The organism is Wolbachia endosymbiont (group B) of Xylocampa areola (genome assembly GCF_964028205.1).
Lineage (GTDB): Bacteria > Pseudomonadota > Alphaproteobacteria > Rickettsiales > Anaplasmataceae > Wolbachia.
In genome coordinates this window covers 153,361-171,603 of the sequence record NZ_OZ034771.1, presented here as the reverse complement: position 1 = coordinate 171,603, position 18,243 = coordinate 153,361, and the positions used below count along the sequence as shown (strand labels likewise).

General features: G+C 34.2%; 17 protein-coding genes and 1 pseudogene. 6 read left to right on the top strand and 12 right to left on the bottom strand.

Annotated features, from left to right (window positions below):
* Positions 1-12: 12 nt before the first annotated feature.
* Entirely contained in the window at positions 13-621 is a 609-nt protein-coding gene (gmk, locus tag ABWU35_RS00820) for a guanylate kinase (protein WP_007302097.1), read from the top strand.
* Between the two features lie 244 nt (positions 622-865).
* Positions 866-2,914, top strand: a complete 2,049-nt coding sequence (locus ABWU35_RS00815; RefSeq protein ID WP_007302098.1) for an ankyrin repeat domain-containing protein — start codon at positions 866-868, stop codon at positions 2,912-2,914.
* Here the strand turns inward: ABWU35_RS00815 and sdhA are convergent.
* Both sdhA and ABWU35_RS00805 read right to left on the bottom strand, forming a co-directional pair.
* Entirely contained in the window at positions 2,886-4,685 is a 1,800-nt protein-coding gene (gene sdhA / locus ABWU35_RS00810; RefSeq protein WP_012481881.1) for a succinate dehydrogenase flavoprotein subunit, read from the bottom strand. The genes ABWU35_RS00815 and sdhA overlap by 29 nt on opposite strands.
* Before the next feature lie 208 nt (positions 4,686-4,893).
* Positions 4,894-5,304: a zinc-ribbon domain-containing protein gene (locus ABWU35_RS00805; protein ID WP_007302100.1), complete on the bottom strand. Its 411-nt coding sequence runs from the start codon at positions 5,302-5,304 to the stop codon at positions 4,894-4,896.
* Between the two features lie 38 nt (positions 5,305-5,342).
* Between ABWU35_RS00805 and dapD the strand changes: the two genes are divergently transcribed.
* Complete coding sequence (dapD, locus tag ABWU35_RS00800; protein ID WP_007302101.1) at positions 5,343-6,185, top strand: 2,3,4,5-tetrahydropyridine-2,6-dicarboxylate N-succinyltransferase; 843 nt, start codon at positions 5,343-5,345, stop codon at positions 6,183-6,185.
* Here dapD and ABWU35_RS00795 read toward each other — a convergent pair whose 3' ends face one another.
* Positions 6,186-6,467, bottom strand: coding sequence for a DUF2610 domain-containing protein (locus tag ABWU35_RS00795; protein WP_007302102.1), 282 nt, complete (start codon positions 6,465-6,467; stop codon positions 6,186-6,188).
* Entirely contained in the window at positions 6,468-6,860 is a 393-nt protein-coding gene (locus ABWU35_RS00790; RefSeq protein ID WP_007302103.1) for a hypothetical protein, read from the bottom strand.
* A gap of 82 nt (positions 6,861-6,942) precedes the next feature.
* On the opposite strand from ABWU35_RS00790, the gene ABWU35_RS00785 reads away from it, so the two are divergent.
* On the top strand, positions 6,943-7,971 hold the full coding sequence (locus ABWU35_RS00785; RefSeq protein WP_029237556.1) for a class I SAM-dependent methyltransferase: 1,029 nt from the start codon (positions 6,943-6,945) through the stop codon (positions 7,969-7,971).
* Positions 7,972-8,877: 906 nt separating this feature from the next.
* Here ABWU35_RS00785 and ABWU35_RS00780 read toward each other — a convergent pair.
* The 6 genes from ABWU35_RS00780 to dapE all read right to left on the bottom strand — a co-directional run bounded on the left by ABWU35_RS00780 (position 8,878) and on the right by dapE (position 15,008).
* Entirely contained in the window at positions 8,878-10,218 is a 1,341-nt protein-coding gene (locus ABWU35_RS00780) for an ankyrin repeat domain-containing protein (RefSeq protein WP_012481883.1), read from the bottom strand.
* A 250-nt stretch (positions 10,219-10,468) separates the two neighbouring features.
* Positions 10,469-12,247, bottom strand: a complete 1,779-nt coding sequence (locus ABWU35_RS00775; protein WP_012481884.1) for an ankyrin repeat domain-containing protein — start codon at positions 12,245-12,247, stop codon at positions 10,469-10,471.
* Between the two features lie 267 nt (positions 12,248-12,514).
* Positions 12,515-12,871, bottom strand: a complete 357-nt coding sequence (locus tag ABWU35_RS00770; RefSeq protein ID WP_007301972.1) for a transposase — start codon at positions 12,869-12,871, stop codon at positions 12,515-12,517.
* Positions 12,831-13,013, bottom strand: a complete 183-nt coding sequence (locus tag ABWU35_RS00765; protein WP_038227351.1) for a hypothetical protein — start codon at positions 13,011-13,013, stop codon at positions 12,831-12,833. The genes ABWU35_RS00770 and ABWU35_RS00765 overlap by 41 nt, the downstream gene beginning before the upstream one ends.
* Positions 12,979-13,455, bottom strand: a complete 477-nt coding sequence (locus ABWU35_RS00760) for a transposase (protein ID WP_019236989.1) — start codon at positions 13,453-13,455, stop codon at positions 12,979-12,981. Before ABWU35_RS00760 ends, ABWU35_RS00765 begins: the two co-directional genes overlap by 35 nt.
* Positions 13,456-13,811: 356 nt before the next feature.
* Positions 13,812-15,008 (bottom strand): succinyl-diaminopimelate desuccinylase, encoded by a 1,197-nt coding sequence (gene dapE / locus ABWU35_RS00755; RefSeq protein WP_007302108.1) that lies wholly within the window; start codon positions 15,006-15,008, stop codon positions 13,812-13,814.
* Positions 15,009-15,050: 42 nt separating this feature from the next.
* On the opposite strand from dapE, the gene ABWU35_RS00750 reads away from it, so the two are divergent.
* On the top strand, positions 15,051-16,307 hold the full coding sequence (locus ABWU35_RS00750) for an iron-containing alcohol dehydrogenase (RefSeq protein WP_007302109.1): 1,257 nt from the start codon (positions 15,051-15,053) through the stop codon (positions 16,305-16,307).
* Positions 16,308-17,012: 705 nt separating this feature from the next.
* On the opposite strand, the gene ABWU35_RS00740 is transcribed toward ABWU35_RS00750, so the two are convergent.
* A complete protein-coding gene (locus ABWU35_RS00740) occupies positions 17,013-17,159 on the bottom strand; it encodes a hypothetical protein (protein WP_179943643.1) in 147 nt (48 codons plus the stop codon).
* On the opposite strand from ABWU35_RS00740, the gene ABWU35_RS00735 reads away from it, so the two are divergent.
* Positions 17,158-17,736, top strand: coding sequence for an alpha/beta hydrolase (locus tag ABWU35_RS00735; protein WP_007302110.1), 579 nt, complete (start codon positions 17,158-17,160; stop codon positions 17,734-17,736). The two genes, ABWU35_RS00740 and ABWU35_RS00735, sit on opposite strands and share 2 nt — an antisense overlap.
* 279 nt (positions 17,737-18,015) lie before the next feature.
* Here ABWU35_RS00735 and ABWU35_RS00730 read toward each other — a convergent pair.
* Positions 18,016-18,225: pseudogene (locus ABWU35_RS00730) on the bottom strand (dihydrofolate reductase); the annotation flags it as partial.
* Between the last annotated feature and the right edge of the window lie 18 nt (positions 18,226-18,243).

The following is an 18,243-nucleotide window of genomic DNA, read 5'->3' as shown; positions in this document are numbered from 1 at the left end:
AAATAAAGAAAAATGACCGTAAAAAATGAGGGCATACTACTGATTCTATCCTCTCCTTCTGGAGCTGGAAAAACTACTATATCAGAAAAATTACTTGAGCAATCAACTGATTTAGTTATGTCTGTTTCTATGACTACACGCAAACCTCGTCCCGGTGAAGTAAACGGAAAAGACTATTTTTTCGTTACTGAAGAAAAGTTTCACGAACTATGTAAGGCTGGTCAAATGCTTGAATATGCCAAAGTTTTTGAGAATTTTTACGGTATACCAAAAGATTTTATAGAACAAAACCTGAGCAGTGGAATAAGTGTTTTACTGAATATAGATTGGCAAGGAGCATTTCATTTGTTTGAAATCTTAAGAGAAAAAGTTGTAAGTGTTTTTATACTACCTCCCTCAATGGAAGAGCTTAGACTGCGTCTACAAAGGCGTAATAGTGATGATGAAATTGAAATAGAGCGTAGATTAGCCGAAGCGCAAAAAGAGATAAGTAAAAGTAATAAATATGATTACGTAATAATTAATGATAATCTTGATAAAAGCGTAGAAGAGATAAAATCAATACTAAGTAAAGGAATGCTTAAAAAATTAGAAGAAAAATCAAGTTTGAAAGATCTATAAAAATATTTGTTTATCTCTTTTAGCAGCATTCACGCTTCACAGTTTAGCCACATTTATTATTTTTTAAGATAAAATAGTTAAAATAGTAGACAAGTGCTAAAGTGGGGATTTGACTATGACAATAGATTTTCTAATAGAAACTAGTTTTCTGCCTTTTCACCTATATTTCGATAACATCTAGCTCAATTTAAAAGTTTAATACAATTCGTTAACGCCAAATAGCTTTTAATATTGAGGTTTTAATATGAGTATAGATTCAAGTGTATTAGTTAGTAATGCAAATAAACTAGACAAATGTATAAACAAAAATGAAAAACAAGATAAAAAAGACAAGCAATTGTATAATATTATAGAGAGAAAGGTAAAAAAAGAAAAACATAAGCATGAAAAACCAAGAAGTCGAGATGGAACACTCAAGGAATGTAAAAGGTTATTTAAGGAAGGCGCTAGTCCTGAAGTATTAACTAAATTAGAAGAATCGCTTAGAGAACAGGAAAAATATCACAGATATTATGTCCAATGTTTCCTTCCAGTGCTAGGTGAAGTAATAGAACGATCGAAAAGAATATCAAATGAAACAAAAAAACAAGTAATTTCTGAAGTCACTAAAAGTTGTTTTAGTAGGTACAGCGAACAAGACAGTGGCTACGGTAGCGATTTTGAAGATGAAATAAACGGAATATCAGATTCTGATAGCGATTTTGAAGATGGAATAAACGGAATATCGGATTCTGATAATGACGTTCAATTACTAAATGCAATCCAAAATGGAAACAACAGGAAATTTAGAAAATACCTAAAAGATTGCACAAATATCAGTGGCATAACAGATGAAAAAGGAAATAATATTTTACACCTTATTGCATCGCTCAAAAAGAAACAAAAGCTTAAGTTTCTAGATACCTTGATAAAAATAGCTAACGAGAAAAATTTAGTACAACTTGTTGATAGTGAAAATCAAGAAGGAAAGACTCCTTTTCAGGTAGCACTAATTAACAAGATAATAAAAGGGAAACATGATTCTCACACAATCCAAGATAACGATAACACACTTAAGTTTCTTGCAAAATTGTTAAAGTATGGAGCCAAGCTAAGCTTACCTACAGAGGATTTAGAAAAATTATCTAAAAAGCAAAATGAATACTATCTTAAATTTTTAGAGAAATTGGCTGAGCGAAAACCAGAAATAAAAACAAAAGTTGAAGAAGTTATAGCCCATACCATAAATACTCCAGATAGTAATGATAATTATCAACTACATTTAGCAATTAAAGATAAAGATGAAAAATCTTTTAAGGAATTATTGAAAAAAGGAGCAGATATTAACCTTAAAGATGCAAATGGCAATAATGCTTTACACCATATTGCCTTGCTGAGAGGGAAGCAAAAAGTTACATGCTTGAAATTAATATCAGCCTTAGTAAAAGAAAGAAAAATATCTGAAGATAAATTAGATGAAGCTATAAAAGCAACTAACAGGCAAGGAAATACACCTCTAGAATTAGCACTAAAGAAAAAAGCAGAAAAAAAAAGTATCGAATACCTATCGCAAGAAACAATTTTTGATTTAGCAACTAATTATGATAATACAACAAAGTTTTGTGCAGCATTATTACAAAACGGTGCTAACCCTGATTCTTTATGGTTAGAAGATCCAGAACTCCATACTAAAAAGTACTATTTAACTTTACGAGATCTAAAAGATTGTTCAAGCACTCCACAGAAAGCACAGGAGAAAGCTAAAGAACTAAAAGAGAAGCTTGAGGAAAAATACCACTGTGGAACTGCTTCGAAAAAATGTCAATCAGGCATTAAAAAGCTAGGTTCTGGTGTAAAAAAAGGAGCATCTGTTGTATGGAAATGCATTGATCCGGGCAGGAGAGCTAGTGTATTGTTAGCAATCACAGTAGCAACTACTATTATTACAATGGTAACACTTTCTTGCTTTCAAGGACAAATTGCAATTGGAGCAGCGTTACCCATCATAGCTATAACAGGAGTGGTCTGTCTGATATTCACTTTGGGACTTAGCGGCATTAGGAAGTCTGTTAAGGAATTAACCAACGATAAGCAAAGCCGTAAAGATGATCACCTAGCTGCAAAACAACCTGAAAATATTACTGAACAACAAAATTTAGCTAACAACTCAGCAGAGCAAGAAGTACAAAGATCGTCAAATCAATCGGAGCATACAGAAAGCCCAGCTACTCAAATGAGCTATGTATCAATACTACGTCAATTTATAAATAAACCAGATGGGTTAACTAATAAATTCTCTTTTCCGGGGCGATGAAATCAATCTCATCGCTCAGAGTTTTTTCAGCAACTTTTTTATAGTCAATTTCTACACTAACTTGGCTTTTCTCTTCTTTAAGCCATGCTATAGTATGCTTCATCCAGTTTTTATCATCACGTTCAGGGAAATCTTCACGAGCATGAGCACCCCTGCTTTCCTCGCGATTAGCTGCGCATTCCATGGTAATAACTGCTTGTGGAATCATATTGGCAAGCTCCAGAGCTTCAACCAAATCACTATTCCATATCATACTACGATCTTCAACTGCAATGTTAGGCATCATTTTTGCTACTTCTTTTATAGCTTTTTTACCTTCCTCTAAAACTTCAGCAACACGGAATACCGATGCATATTTCTGCATAGTGTGCTGCATTTCACTTCGTATTTTTGCTACTTTGAACTCTCCGGAAGCAAATCTCATTTTATTAAATCTATCTACTATCCAGTCTGTGCAGTCTGAATGCAATTTTTTATGTGGTGTATCAGGTTTCAATTTTTCTTTTGCCCTAAGCGCGGCAGCTCTACCAAAAACCACAAGATCAAGAAGCGAGTTGGAACCTAGTCGATTTGCACCATGTACAGAAACACATGCTGCCTCTCCTATTGCAAATAATCCTTCTACCACTTCTTCTTTACCTTTTTGCAACGTGATCACTTCCCCATGATAGTTGGTTGGAATACCGCCCATGTTGTAGTGAACAGTTGGAATAACAGGTATCGGATCTTTAGTAACATCAACTCCTGCAAAGGTCTTTGCTGTTTCACTAATACCTGGCAATCTGAGCTTTATTACTTCCGGATCAAGATGCGATATATTCAAGTACATGTGATCTTTCTTTGGCCCAACTCCCCTTCCCTCTCTAATTTCAATTGTCATTGCTCGACTTACTACATCACGAGAAGCCAAATCTTTTGCCTTTGGCGCATAACGTTCCATAAACTTCTCACCCTGAGAATTAACGAGGTACCCACCTTCACCGCGGCATCCTTCCGTCATCAAGCACCCTGAGCCATATATTCCTGTTGGATGAAATTGCACAAACTCCATATCTTCAAGTGGCAACCCAGCTCTTACCACCATGCCATTACCATCACCTGTGCAGGTGTGTGCACTTGTTGCAGAAAAATAAACACGTCCATAACCACCTGTTGCTATTACCACAAAATGTGCACGAAATCTATGCAACGTACCATCACACAGCGACCAAGCTATCACCCCACAGCATGTCCCTTTGTCCATAATCAAATCGATTACAAAATATTCGACAAAAAATTCAGCGTTAAATTTAAGACATTGCTGATATAGAGTATGAAGAATTGCATGCCCAGTTTTATCTGCTGCTGCACAAGTACGCTGAGCCGATTTTCCTTTACCAAAGTGAGTTGTCATTCCACCAAAGGCACGCTGATATATTTTTCCATCTTCCGTACGAGAAAAGGGTACACCAAAATTTTCAAGTTCAATCACAGCTTTGGCAGCATTTTTACACATATACTCTATTGCATCTTGATCGCCAAGCCAGTCTGAACCTTTTATTGTGTCATACGCATGCCAGCGCCAATCATCTTCAGCAATGTTGCTCAAGGCTGCACTAATTCCGCCTTGTGCTGCAACTGTATGACTCCGTGTAGGGAAAATCTTAGAAATACAGGCAACTGAAAAATTAGTTGCAGCCATTCCAAGTGTTGCTCTAAGCCCTGCTCCACCTGCACCTACTATCACCACATCATACTCATGCTCTATGATTTCATACGCTGACTTATCCATATCCACTTATTTTATCATCACAGGCTTATAATATCACAGAAGTAGAAAAAATCTATACAAGTTTTCTGGATGTAAGCTTCTGAAACAAATCTATAGTAAACGATGTAATAACAATCATAGGGCGTCATGAAAGTAGCTGAAATTGGAATGACACTATCATAAAGGAATAAGTGTAGTTATTTGCATAACATTGATGACTTATGCCTATTTAATTAGATCTAAAATTAGATAGAAAAAGGTAATCTTGATAAAACTCATTTACAACAAGTTCTCTCGCACTTGAATTTTCCGTTTGCACTTTTTTGTATCCTAATTTATGGCTTATTGAATCTTTATATGAACTAACTGCTTTATATATCTTACTTACCTCTCCTGGAAAGATACCACCAACAATTATAACGCATAACCCTGCAACTGTTGCAAAAGCTAGAGTTAAACTTTGCCTCCAGTTAGCTTTTTTTTCTTGTATACCAGCAGGGCACAATTCACTTGACATTTCTTTTAGATACTCATGCCACATGTGATTGCAGTTTGTACATTTCACTTTTCTTCCAGATTCACCTATTTGCCCACGAGATACTAAGTAAGTTTTAGTACAATTATGACATTGTATTTTCATAGTGCTTACGTATAAAATAATATAAATTTGATATCAATATGTATATAATAAATGAAAAATTTGCAACTAAAAAATTACAAGATGAGATAGAAAATATTTGGAAAGATAAAGAAAAACTTAACGACTATAATCTAAAACACGAAGCAAGATTAATAATCAAAGAGGTAATTGAGTTACTTGACAGTGGTAAAATTAGAGTAGCAGAAAAGCTATCAAGTGGAGAATGGATAGTACATAAGTGGATAAAGCAGTCAATATTATTACATTTCCTCACTGAGGAAAGCAAAATAATAGACAACACCAATTGCTGGTTTGACAAAATCGGTAGTAAGTTTAGTGAATGGAATGAAGAAAAATTTTACCATTCAAAAATTAGAGCAGTTCCTGGATGTTTTGTCCGCCAATCTGCTTACATAGGTAAAAATGTTGTTCTAATGCCAAGCTTTATCAACGTTGGTGCATACATTGATTCTGGCACAATGATAGACACTTGGTCAACAGTTGGTAGTTGTGCACAAATAGGAAAAAACTGTCATATTTCCGGTGGAGTGGGAATAGGCGGAGTTCTCGAGCCTATTCAAGCTTCTCCAGTCATTATAGAGGATAATTGCTTTATTGGAGCGCGCAGTGAGGTAGCCGAAGGTGTTATAATAAGAGAAGGATCAGTCCTTAGTATGGGGGTGTTTATTGGAGCATCAACAAAAATCATTGATAGGGAAACGAACAAAGTATTTTACGGTGAAGTGCCACCTTATTCTGTAGTCGTGCCAGGATCTACTCGATCTAGAAATAATGTCTCAACCTATTGTGCAGTTATAGTAAAAAAAGTGGACGAGAAGACGAGATCAAAAACTTCTATAAATGAAATATTGAGAATCTAACTACTTACCGTCACTTTTTTTATCATTATTACTAACTATAGTAATGGCATATGCGCATAATTCTGGAAAAGAGATCCCGTTTTCTTGAGACAACTTGTATAATTTTTGCAAACTTTCTTTAACTTTATTAGGAATGTTTCCTCCACGCTCCTTTGCAAGCCATGAATCTTGATGGTGAATTGGATGAGTATCACCCTTTGGATTTCCTATATATACTGCAAAAGGTGCATTCTGTCCTTTGAAATCACACTGTACAGTAAATTTTTTTATAGACTCAGCCATTTAAAGACCTCTACTTTTCTTTTTAACCGATTTTATAGAAGATACAAGAGGTGGTTTTTTGATAAAATCTTGCCTATTAAACACACTTTCTTTGCCTTCTAAAGCTCGACGAACATCGGCTCTGCTTAGCTGTGACTCTTTTGCTACCCTCATTCCATGTTTTACCATAATATTAGTATATGCTAACACTTTTTTTACTAACTCTAGATCACCATTCAACATTTGAACCAATGCTTGAAATACCTCCGCTAAAGTTAATCCATCAGCACTTACAACCTTATTTTCTACAAAATTGATAGCTTCTTTAAATTTATATTCAATACCATCATCTTGAGGTATAAGGGTAACATAATCCGTATCTTGATTGTCCATAACCAAAGGAATACTACTCATATGTTTTTAAACTTATATTATATATATAAATACTCCACTATTTTATAGTATGGCACGCTATAGTTAAATGTTTATTAATAATATGCTCACTTATATACACGAATTAATTGATAAAAGCCAAGGATCAATATCTATCAGCGATTTCATAAGTGCTGCTCTATATCATAAAGAGTACGGTTATTACATGAATAAATTACCACTTGGCAAAGATGGTGACTTCATTACTGCACCTGAAATTAGTCAGCTATTTGGTGAAACAATTGCAGTGTGGATAATGAATACATGGGAAAAATTAGGAAAGCCATCAAAATTTTCTCTAGTTGAACTTGGACCAGGTAAAGGAACACTCATTCACGATATAATAAGAGTTACTAAAAAATACAGCTGTTTTTTTAGCTCAATGAACATTCACCTAGTTGAAATAAGTCCTCTTTTACAGAAAATACAAAAGGAAAAATTAAAGGGATTAGATATTAATTGGCACACAGATGTCGACAACTTACCAAATCAGCCAACTATTTTTTTTGCAAATGAGTTATTTGACGCCCTTCCAATTGACCAATTTATTTATCGTGATGAGCAGTGGTATGAAAATAGAGTAATAAAACAAGATGATGGCAGTCTTTCATTGTCACTCCAGTGCTTAACCAGACCAAAAACTGGATTCCAGACTGGAATGACAGGGGGTTTCAATGGTGCAGTAGTGGAAGTATGCCTAGCCGGAATCGAAATATTAAAGAAACTTGAGAATAAGATAGTCAATAACGGAGGAGCTGCCCTGATTATAGATTATGGTTATGTATATCCTGAATATAAGAGCACTTTGCAATCGATAAGGCAGCATAAATATACTAATTTTCTTGAAAACGTCGGTAATAGTGACATCACTGCACTTGTGAACTTTCAATCATTAAAAGATTCATTAAGGCACGTAAATTGTGAGATTTTGACTCAAAGAGAATTTTTACACCTTTTTGGTATAAAGGAAAGAGCACAAGCTTTAATGAAAAATGCAAGTAATGAACAGAAGAATAAGATCTTCAGTGAATTTTTAAGGTTAACTGAAAATATGGGTACTCTCTTTAAGGTAATGCTGATTCACCATTTGTAGTCTTGTGTAGTTCTTATGTTAAACATACAAATACTAAAAAATTTACAGAATAAAAAAGGTAAAAAAAACGTATCTGTTCAGCAGAGTAGCAAAATAAGATAGACAGATAAGACTATCATAGGAACAAATAGGTGTCATGAAAGTAGCTGACACTGGCACGACAACAAAAAAGTTACTCAAATGACACCCTTTTGATGCACAATTTTTGGTGCATCACGTACTGATTTTCATCCAAGACGATGTCATGCAAGTAGCTGACACTGGCATCCAGCCTTTTCGCGCAAAAAACGTTGTAAAGTGTTTAGTTGGATCCCAGCTGGTTGGTTATGCAAGAAATCTATTGTCAAAAAAAATTACTTCCGCATATTTTGAATCTGATTATAATGACAATTAGAGATATTTTAAGAGCTCAAAATCTATCTTTGTCTGCAGACTTTCAGTTAACTTTTCAATAAAAAACGTAGCGTATCTTTTTCAGCGGTCTGTCATATGTGCGCTGCATTTTTTTCTAATCTTTTTATACAGGAGGATTTTATGTCCAGAATTCCAGATACTTGACCTTTACTTTAGCTAATAACAGGCGCCTGTGATTTTTATAAAGAAAGTGTAGGAAAAACTGTTTCCAGGCATAAATTTGCCATGTATACCTAAAAAGTAATTATATTAGCATAATATTCATACTTATATGCCAATATTAATATTCTTTGAATGGAATACGAAATTAATGTTGAAAAAATATGTACCAAAAAATTTATGTGGGATCTATGCCGAAGCTCAAATTGCATGACACCATTTATTTTTATGGTTTTGTCTATTTTATTTTGCCACTCTGCTAAACGGATACATTTAATTCCATTTTTATCGAGCAGATAATTGTCATATATTAGCTTAGTTCTCCTGTTATACTTAAATATAAATCAGCATAGCCCTAATTTTTTTATATATTTTACTTCTTTCTCTATATTTAATAATAGGCTTGAAAATAAATGGTAAACCTATAATTGTTAAGCTTAGAGCTAGGATTGAAAGTACACAAAAGGCTTTGTGTTTACTATGTAGCTCTTTCAAGTAAAGCATCAAAAACCTACAAAATTTTTTGTAATTTTCTTCAATATTTTTTTTGCTATGAGCCTTGTCAATAAACATATCTATTGCAGTATAATCATTACTACAATTAATTGCCCCTTTTTCTATTAATAGCTGAGCTATATCAAAATAATCCTTTTGAATAGTAAGATGCAGAGGTGTAAAACCTTGTTGATCACAAATATTCATATTGGCTTTTACTGCTAACAACATTCTTACAATTTCTATATGACCTTTTTTAGCTGCAAGTAGCAGAGGAGTTCTGTTGCATCTAGTTACGGCATTAACGTTTACCTTAAGCTCCAATAAGAACTTAACTGCTTTAGTATCACCATTATAGCTAGCTTTATGTAATCTGGTGTTACCGCTACAATCTTGGTCATCTGCTTCTATTCCCTTTGAAACAAGAAATGTTACCATTTGCCTATTATTATGCTCAATAGCGCAATCCAGTGCATCAAAGCCATGTTTGTTTTTTATGCAAATAAACTCTTTTAACCTAGCTTTTGCTTGCTTTACAATAAGCTTTACCAGTTGCATTTTGTTGTTATATGCTGCTAGAAAAAGCGTAGTATTATTTTCTGCATCTTTTGCTTCTATGTTTGCACCTTTCTTTATCAGATATTCTATAATCTCTGCTCTACTTTCATAATGTGTAGTACATTGATAAATGGTCAAAAATAAAGGAGTACGAAAGTTGTTATCTTCACATTCAAGATTTGCTCCGCTATCAATTAAAATCTGGACGCTCTTTTTAGAACCGTATAATGAAGCTATGTGAAGAGGAGTATAGCCTTCCTCAGCATCTTTTTCATTAACTTTTGCGCCTTTTGTTATTAAAAAATCCATTAATTCTGTATCATCTTGTAGTGTAGCAAGGTGAAGTGGAGTAAATCCATTTTTATCTCTAGAATTAATTGTCAGTTGATTAACAAGAAGTTTAGCAATTTTTTTGTGTCCATGCATAATAGCATAATGCAGTGGATTTCTATTTTCGTTGTCCACAACATTAAAGTCAGCTTCGTGTTCTAATAATGATTTTACTCCAACTAAATCGCCTTCTTTTGTAAACTTATGTAAGAGAGTGACTCCGCTTACATCTTTTGAGTTAATATCAAATCCACTTTCTACCAATTGATGTATGTCTTCCTCACACGCCATACCATTTTAATTAAACCCTTTTCGCATTAACAATACTCCCACTTAATTAAGTTTGAATGAATCTGTAAGAGAGATATAAACGTTAGGGAGATTTGTGATAAATAGTAAGAAAAAGAACAGAAAGTCAAAATCTATCTAACACAATTAAAATCACTATTTTACCCGCTTTCTCTGTACTCTATCTCTACTTTTGCATTTACATTCGCTGAATCACTTTCCTGCTTTACAATAAAGCAGCTCCATATGTTTTCTATGCACTTTTATTAAGCATTTTGCTCAAATTTGCAAAATTCACAATATTGTTCAACAACTCCATCTTACTATCCACTTGCTCATTCTCAACCTTTTTAGATTTAAGATCTTTAAGTACATTATTGAAATCATCCATGTTCACTGTCACTTTTAGCTCTTCATCTTCTGACTCTTCTTCGCAAATCTGATCTACAGCATGAAGTTTTGCTTCATTTACCAAATTTTCTAGATCAGCTCCTGAAAAACCATTAGTTTCTTCTGCAAGTTTTGCTAGATTTACATCTGGTTCCATTGGCACTTTCTCCGTATAAAGACCCAATATTTTTTCACGTAGGCTTTTATCTGGTAAAATAATTTCAATATGTTTAGAGAGGCGACCTGATCTAATTACTGCTTCATCTAAACTTTCTAGACGATTAGTTGCAGCAATGACTGTCACGCCTTCTATAGGATTAAAACCATCAAGTTCATGTAAAAACTGATTTACAATTCGGTTGCGTTCTTCGTCATTGTATGCATTATTATTACTACGTTTTGTACAAACAGCATCTATTTCATCTATAAAGACTATGCAAGGAGCATTTTCTCTCGCTTTTGCAAAAAGATCTTTTATGTAATGTGCGCTTTGTCCAGCATATTTTTGCATACATTCAGATCCAGAAACGCTAATAAATTTAGCATTAGCTTCACATGCAATTGCACGAGCAATAAGAGTTTTACCATTTCCAGGTCGACCATATAAAATATAGCCTGTTGGCATTTTGCAACTTAGCATTTCAAGAGCTTTCTTCTTCTTCTCTGATATATGACCACAAATCATTTTTAACTCTTTTCTTACTTCATCTGAAACAATAACACCATCAAGTGTTACTTTTTTCTGCTTGTCTGGATCAACTATCTCTATTCTAGAAGAGCCTTTTATTGCACAAACAAGATCATTTAATTCTTTTGAGTGCGTTGCTTTATTAACCGATTTTTTTTCATCACTCACTTCTTCAATATTTATTATGTTTGAATCTTGCTCGTTTTTAATCTCATTTTCAGCATCCAATTCAGCCGCTTTGTACGTAATATATTTAGCTATAGATGCAAATGCATACAAAATACTTACACACAATAACACCTTTAATACAGGCACATCAGGTACAATTAAATTAACCGCAACAATTGATGTTGCCATAGCAGCACCTAACAACAACATTGAGCCAAAAACGATATAACCTTGAATTTTCGCTTTTTTCAGCTGCATTAAGTATCCAGAGCCATTAGGATGCTTGAATGCATAAATATTCACTGGAGTTTTACCATAAAAATTCTTTAACCAAGGATCTGCATTTTTTCTTATTAGAATTGATATTGTTTTTCTACTTCCATTATCTGCAGCATAATGCAAAGGGGTATTGCCCTCTTTATCCATTACATTAACACTTATTCCTTTATTTAAGAAAAATTCTACTACTTCAACATGACCATTTTCAGCAGCTAAATGTAAAGGAATCTTCTCGCGCTTACTATCTTTCTTATTAACATCAGCTCCTCCTGCTACCAGGACTTTTGCTACGTTTTCAAAGCCACCTCTAGCAGCTACGTGCAACAATGTAAGTTCTTGACTAAATAAATGATTTACATCAAATCCAACTTTCTTCCACTCTTCATGTAGATCTTGATTCTGTTTCTTTAGTTCTTCTTCTATTTCCTGAATTATATTATCTTCATTTAAATCTGTCTTATCGTTAATTATACTCAGTACTTCTGCTAGTAATTGATCACTTGTCATAATCTCATCTTTAATCTTAAATGATATATTTAATTATTATATAACTAAAATAAAAATTCAATATTTATTTTAAACAAGGTAATAATTGGATTGTGAATAGCAAATTAGATCCAAGTAGCCCCATCTCACACTACTGTCATCCCAGTGCCTAGACACCAGCCTTTCTTACCAACAAAAACTTAGCATAACTTTTGTTCTCAAAAAATTTCTGGATTCCAGTGGGCTTTGTTGCACAGCTCTTCGGATAGTGGGTAATGTATAATAAATTCATGAAGCTATATCAAACTTAGCCATGCCTATTTCAGTAAATTTGTTAAGCAAATAACACTTGAGTAGCAGTTCCTTCTCACGATTAATCTCAGATTTATTCCTAAAACTAAATCCAAATATTTGCTTCAGTCGCGAGAAAAAACTTTCTATATAAGATCTCTTCCAATAATTTATCTCTTTTTTCCACCTCTTCATACCATCTTCATCATATGACTTTATGAGCTTGATTGTAGAATTTCTCTCATTCATATAATCCAACTTTGGATGCTCTACTGCATTATTTTGCGGAGGAATCCTTGTCTTTATGTCAAGCTCATCGCACAGTTTGTATAACTTCTTTCGATCTATCTGCATATATCGTGCTTATGTTATACTTGGTATCCACTCTTTCAATAAGATCACAGGCTCCATAGTGGTCGGAATAAACTCCACTACTGTATTTTGCAGCTATAACTTTTTTACTACCTATCTCTAGCATTACATCTTGTTTGCTCATAGCGGCGATACTTTCTATCTGTACCATTTGCCTTACTATGGCCTGGAATATTATTGTAGATGCTGATACCTGTACTATCTATAGCAATTTCAATATCTTCCATATCGTTCTTATCAACTCTGCAGTCGTTGATTTTGATATTAAGCTTTTTAAACCTTCTTGAAGCCTGCGAATAGCTGATAATTTGCAAAATTTTCCCTATTTGCTCAAGATATTTCTCTATAAATCCCACTGTTTGCCTAAGACCAATCCTGAATAGATAGGTTATTATGTGAATTAGAATCACTACTTTGTCGCTGTAGACATTGTTGCCACCTGCTACTTTTGGACTATTTTCGTACCAATTTTCAATGGCATCGTTGATATAATGAAAAACATTTCCCCTTTCTTGAAGAAATTTGTTATATTCATTGCAGTTACTGACTTTCATTCTTATTGGCATATTTTTCCTTTGTCGGCTAAATATCTATTTTATAACAAATTCCATCAGTAACTGCCTGTTCTTTCCTTGAGTGGTGCAACAAAGCCTGCTGGAATCCAGGTTGACAAAAGCGCTTTACAACGTTTTGTGTACAAAAACCAGTGTTGCATGACACTATTTGTTCTTATACCCTTTTTGTCTATCTTATTTTGTCACTCTGCTGAACAGATAATTTTCGCCAATAAGCTTTCTACTGAATTTTTGTTATTGAGCTCGCACAGATCAAAGACAAGTTTTGAGTCAAAAATACCCTTAATATTATAATAAGGGGCTGGTAAAATGTGTCTAGTAAGTTTTCTTCTCTATGCAACTGCACCTCAAGCTAATAATGGACCATCAGGCGTATTACCAATTACATTGATCTGGTTTAATATTTTATTAGTGGGGTAAAAATAATTTTTTATAAACTCCTTATATATAGCTGTTAATTTATGTATATCGTCTATTGATACGCATTCATTTACCTGATGTGCGGTTTTGTTGATCATACCAAATTCAATTACTGGACAAATATCCTTAATAAACGCAGCATCAGATGTGCCACCATTTGTACTCAGCACAGCATCAATGCCGGTAATTTTATTTATCGCATCAAGCATAATATCAGTATTTCTATCAGGAATAGAGAGAAAAACGTTTCTGCTGCTCTGCATAGACAGTTTATAATCGTTAGTTACACTAGAGCATATTTCATCAATCAGCTTATATAAGCCGTCAAGCGTCTGTATGTTGTTATATCGAATATTGAAACCTGCTGCTATTGAGCTAGGTATTAGATTATTAGTATTATTTCCAACGTCGATAGTAGTAATTTCGCAATGTGAAGGCTGAAAATATTTATTACCAGTATCAAAAGTGGTATCTTTTATCTTACTTAGTATCGATATCATTTTATATATTGGATTATCCGCTAGTTCTGGATAGGCAACGTGCCCTTGTTTTCCATGGCAAATCAATTTAAATGTTGCAGAACCTCTTCTACCTATTTTTATGGTATCACCTAATTTCTCACTACTCGTTGGTTCTCCAACTATACAAAAATCTATCTTTTTTTGCTTGCTTTTCATCCATTCCAAAACGGCCTTTGTTCCATGTTCTTCCGTGCTTTCTTCAGCGCTGGTAATCAATGCACTGATTGAACCGCTGAATCGAAACTTACCTGCAACTGAATCTACGATAGCAGCAATAAATGCGGCTATTCCACTTTTCATATCAGCTGCTCCTCTTCCATATAGCATTCCATCTCTAATTTCTGGCTTAAATGGATCAGATATCCAATCTTTTAACTCACCTGGTGGTACAACATCAACATGTCCAGCAAAACACAAGTTTGGTACTCCATTTATATATTTCGCATAAAGATTTTTAACTTTATCACCAAACTCTAAAATCTCACATTCAAAACCACTTTTCTTGAGAATGGCTGCTATATGCTCTATTGCCCCATCGTCTTTTGGTGTTATACTTTTAAAAGAAATTAATTTCTTAGTTAGTTCTACAGGGTCAATCTTCATACCAATCTTGAAATACTAACATTACCGTATTGTAAACATTCTATGCGATATTTAAAACAAATATTACAGCACACAGAACAAGTTCTTATTAGGGAAGTTGCTGATAATATCTATGAAATATGTAGACAATATGGAAATGACATTTTTCTGATTGCAGATGAAAATACAGCAAAACTTTTAAACAAAAACATACTTAATAAAGTTTCTCATTTAATTATTCCAGCCACACCTGTCATTCCAGCGCGTGACTATGATGGATCGCAGTGTCACGCTACTTGGATGACACCAAATAGACTGAACAGAGCTGCTTCTCTCCAAGCTGTAAACCTAGTTAGAAATAAAGCAAAAGATAGTGACTTAATGGTTGCATTTGGCAGTGGCACTGTTAATGATATCTGTAAGTACGCAAGCTATTTAGAAGGCAAAGACTACATATCCTTTCCAACAGCTGCTTCCATGAATGGATATAGCTCTGCAAACGCTTCAATATTAGTTGATGGATATAAAAAATCGTTCGGAGCACATCTTCCAAAGGCAATATACATTGATACCGATATAATTGCCAACGCACCACTACGCCTCACATTAAGTGGATTTGCAGATTTCATCTGCCGTTCAACAGTACAAGCCGATTGGCTATTATCTCATCTATTACTTGGCACAGAATATAATGAACTCCCCTTTAAACTTGTTCGCAATCTGGAGGAAATTTTGCTCAGAGAACACTTGGCACTTGCTAAAAAAGATAAAAGAGTAGTTTTATTACTTATGGAAGCCTTATTGATTTCAGGACTCGGAATGGTGATGTCAAAAGGCAGTTACTCTGCAAGTCAAGGAGAACATATGATAGCTCATGCAATTGAGATGGTAACACAGGATTATTCCTCCTCGTTACATGGGGAAAAAATTGCTGTGACAACGATTACCATGGCTAACTTGCAAGAGGAGATATTGTCAATACGAAACCCGATTACCAAACCGATCACTTTAGATGTAAAACATATAACTCAGTGCTTTGGTAATACCGAATTTATAAAAATTCTAAAGCAGAAGCAAATGATGCAGCAAAAAATTCAAGAGATTATTTGCAAAGAATGGAGTAATATTTCTAGTTTAATTAAGCAAAATTTACTATCTGCAAAACACCTGCAGAAAGTATTTGAAGATCTATCAATTCCGTACTTACCGGAGCATCTTAATTGGAACAAAGAGCAATATTGCAAGGTAGTCAATCTTACATTTGCAACAAGAGATAGATTCACCTTTCTTGACCTGGCTGGTTGTATAGAAAAAAGTTAGATTTTGTGTATTCGTTCAGTAGAGTAGCAAAATAAGATAGACAAAAACACAGTAACAAATGATGTCATGCAAGTAGCTATCCAGCCTTTCTTAACAACAAAAACTTAGCATGACTTTTGTGCTCAAAAAACTTCTGGATTCCAGCATCAAGTGCTGGAATGACATGGTAAAATATTATTCAAGTAGCCTCTGTCCCAATACCTATTCGGTGTCATTCAAGTCAACTCTTTTCTTGTCATCCCAGTGCCTAGACACTGGGATCCAGAAAACTTCACTTTAAATGAGTGCATTAGATTGTCTTTATATAGATGCCAGTATCAGCTACTCGGATGAAATTCATTTAGTCTTCTTTTCTCTTTTTCTTATTTTACTACTCTGATGAACGGATACAAAAAAAACTCATGCACCTTGATGTAAGTAGATCTTGCAAGCATTTTAAGATTGCCGGTTCACTAGTTAACATAGAAAAAGCTCAACAAAATTATAAGAATAGTATATAATTGAAAATATTTAATAGTGAAAATAATGCCTAACACTAAAGAAAAAGAAATACATCTTATATTCTTTCATGGGTTAGGGGATAATTATAAAAATGCAACTACATTCTGTAAAGATATGCAATCTGAGCTCATGCACCACCATGATATACCTAATTTTCACACTCATGCACACAAATACCCGGCTGCATTTCAAAATTATAGTAACTTATGCCTTAACCAGCTTCGTATGCTTACTAGCATCAATATTGCCACCTACTGTCATACTGCTCACTAATCCAATAACAGCTAGAACAGCTGGATTGGCAGTCTTATCAGCTTCAGCTTGTGTTTTTTTATCTATATTCCTACTCATGATTCCGTTTCTAAATAAGGATCAAAAGTTATTCAAGTCTTCAATAGAGCAAATTGATCAACTAATATATCAAGGTGTAAAACCCGAAAATATTATACTTTTCGGTCATTCTTTTGGAGGAGCAGTTGCATCGGAAGTATCAAGGCATTTTGCGAATAGAGATGTTAAACTTGGAGGAATCGTCTTCACTAGCACTTTTAGTTCTTTTCATACAGCAATAGAGCATTTTCCAATGCCTCAAACGAAAATTTTGAGTATACTGCCTTTATTCCTACTAAAAAGAATACTAAAAGCCTTCGCTTTAGACTTTGATATAGCAGATAATTTGCAAAAGTCACAAAATGAAAAAACGCCAATAGTAATTATTAATCACGCAAGAGACACATTAATACCACTGCCTGCACAATTGGTAAATGCGATAAGAGGTGATCAATTATTAAATGGTAATCCGATTAAGATTCGTGATGATCTGTTTATATATGGAGATGATCCTCATAACAGTGTTTTGGATAGTGGCACACTGACTGAAGAATTAAGAGAAATGGTACTTAGTAAAGTTACGTCTAGAACGCGTTAACTTTTTTGCTGCTTTTTTTTTGGCTAAGGTCACACTTCATTATGCATTAAATTGTATTCATCTATTCAGGGAATTTGCTAATGTGAAAGCCAGTGCTTCCTTTCTTGCGATGTAGCTGTACAGAAATTGAAGATGTCATTTAGTAGCTCTCCCCTGTTATTTAAGTAGCTAACACTGAGATCCATAAATTTAACTGGATGCCAGTTTCTGGGCACTGACCATCATAAAGGAGCCAGTGTCATGCACTGATAGTTGTCTTTTCTCGCCTACCTTATTTTACTACTCTGCTGAACGGACACAATTGCATATAGTATAGTCTTTAGTTTTAGTGAGAATAGTTTTATTCCACTGATCAAGGAGTGCTAAATTGAAATACGTATCACCTTTATAAGTTTTATGCATTTCAGTCATAATAAATTCTGAGATTAGGTTATGCTCTAAAAAAAGGTGTACTATTTGTGCCCCACCAATCACAAAGACTTGAGAACTATAGCTCTTCTCATAATA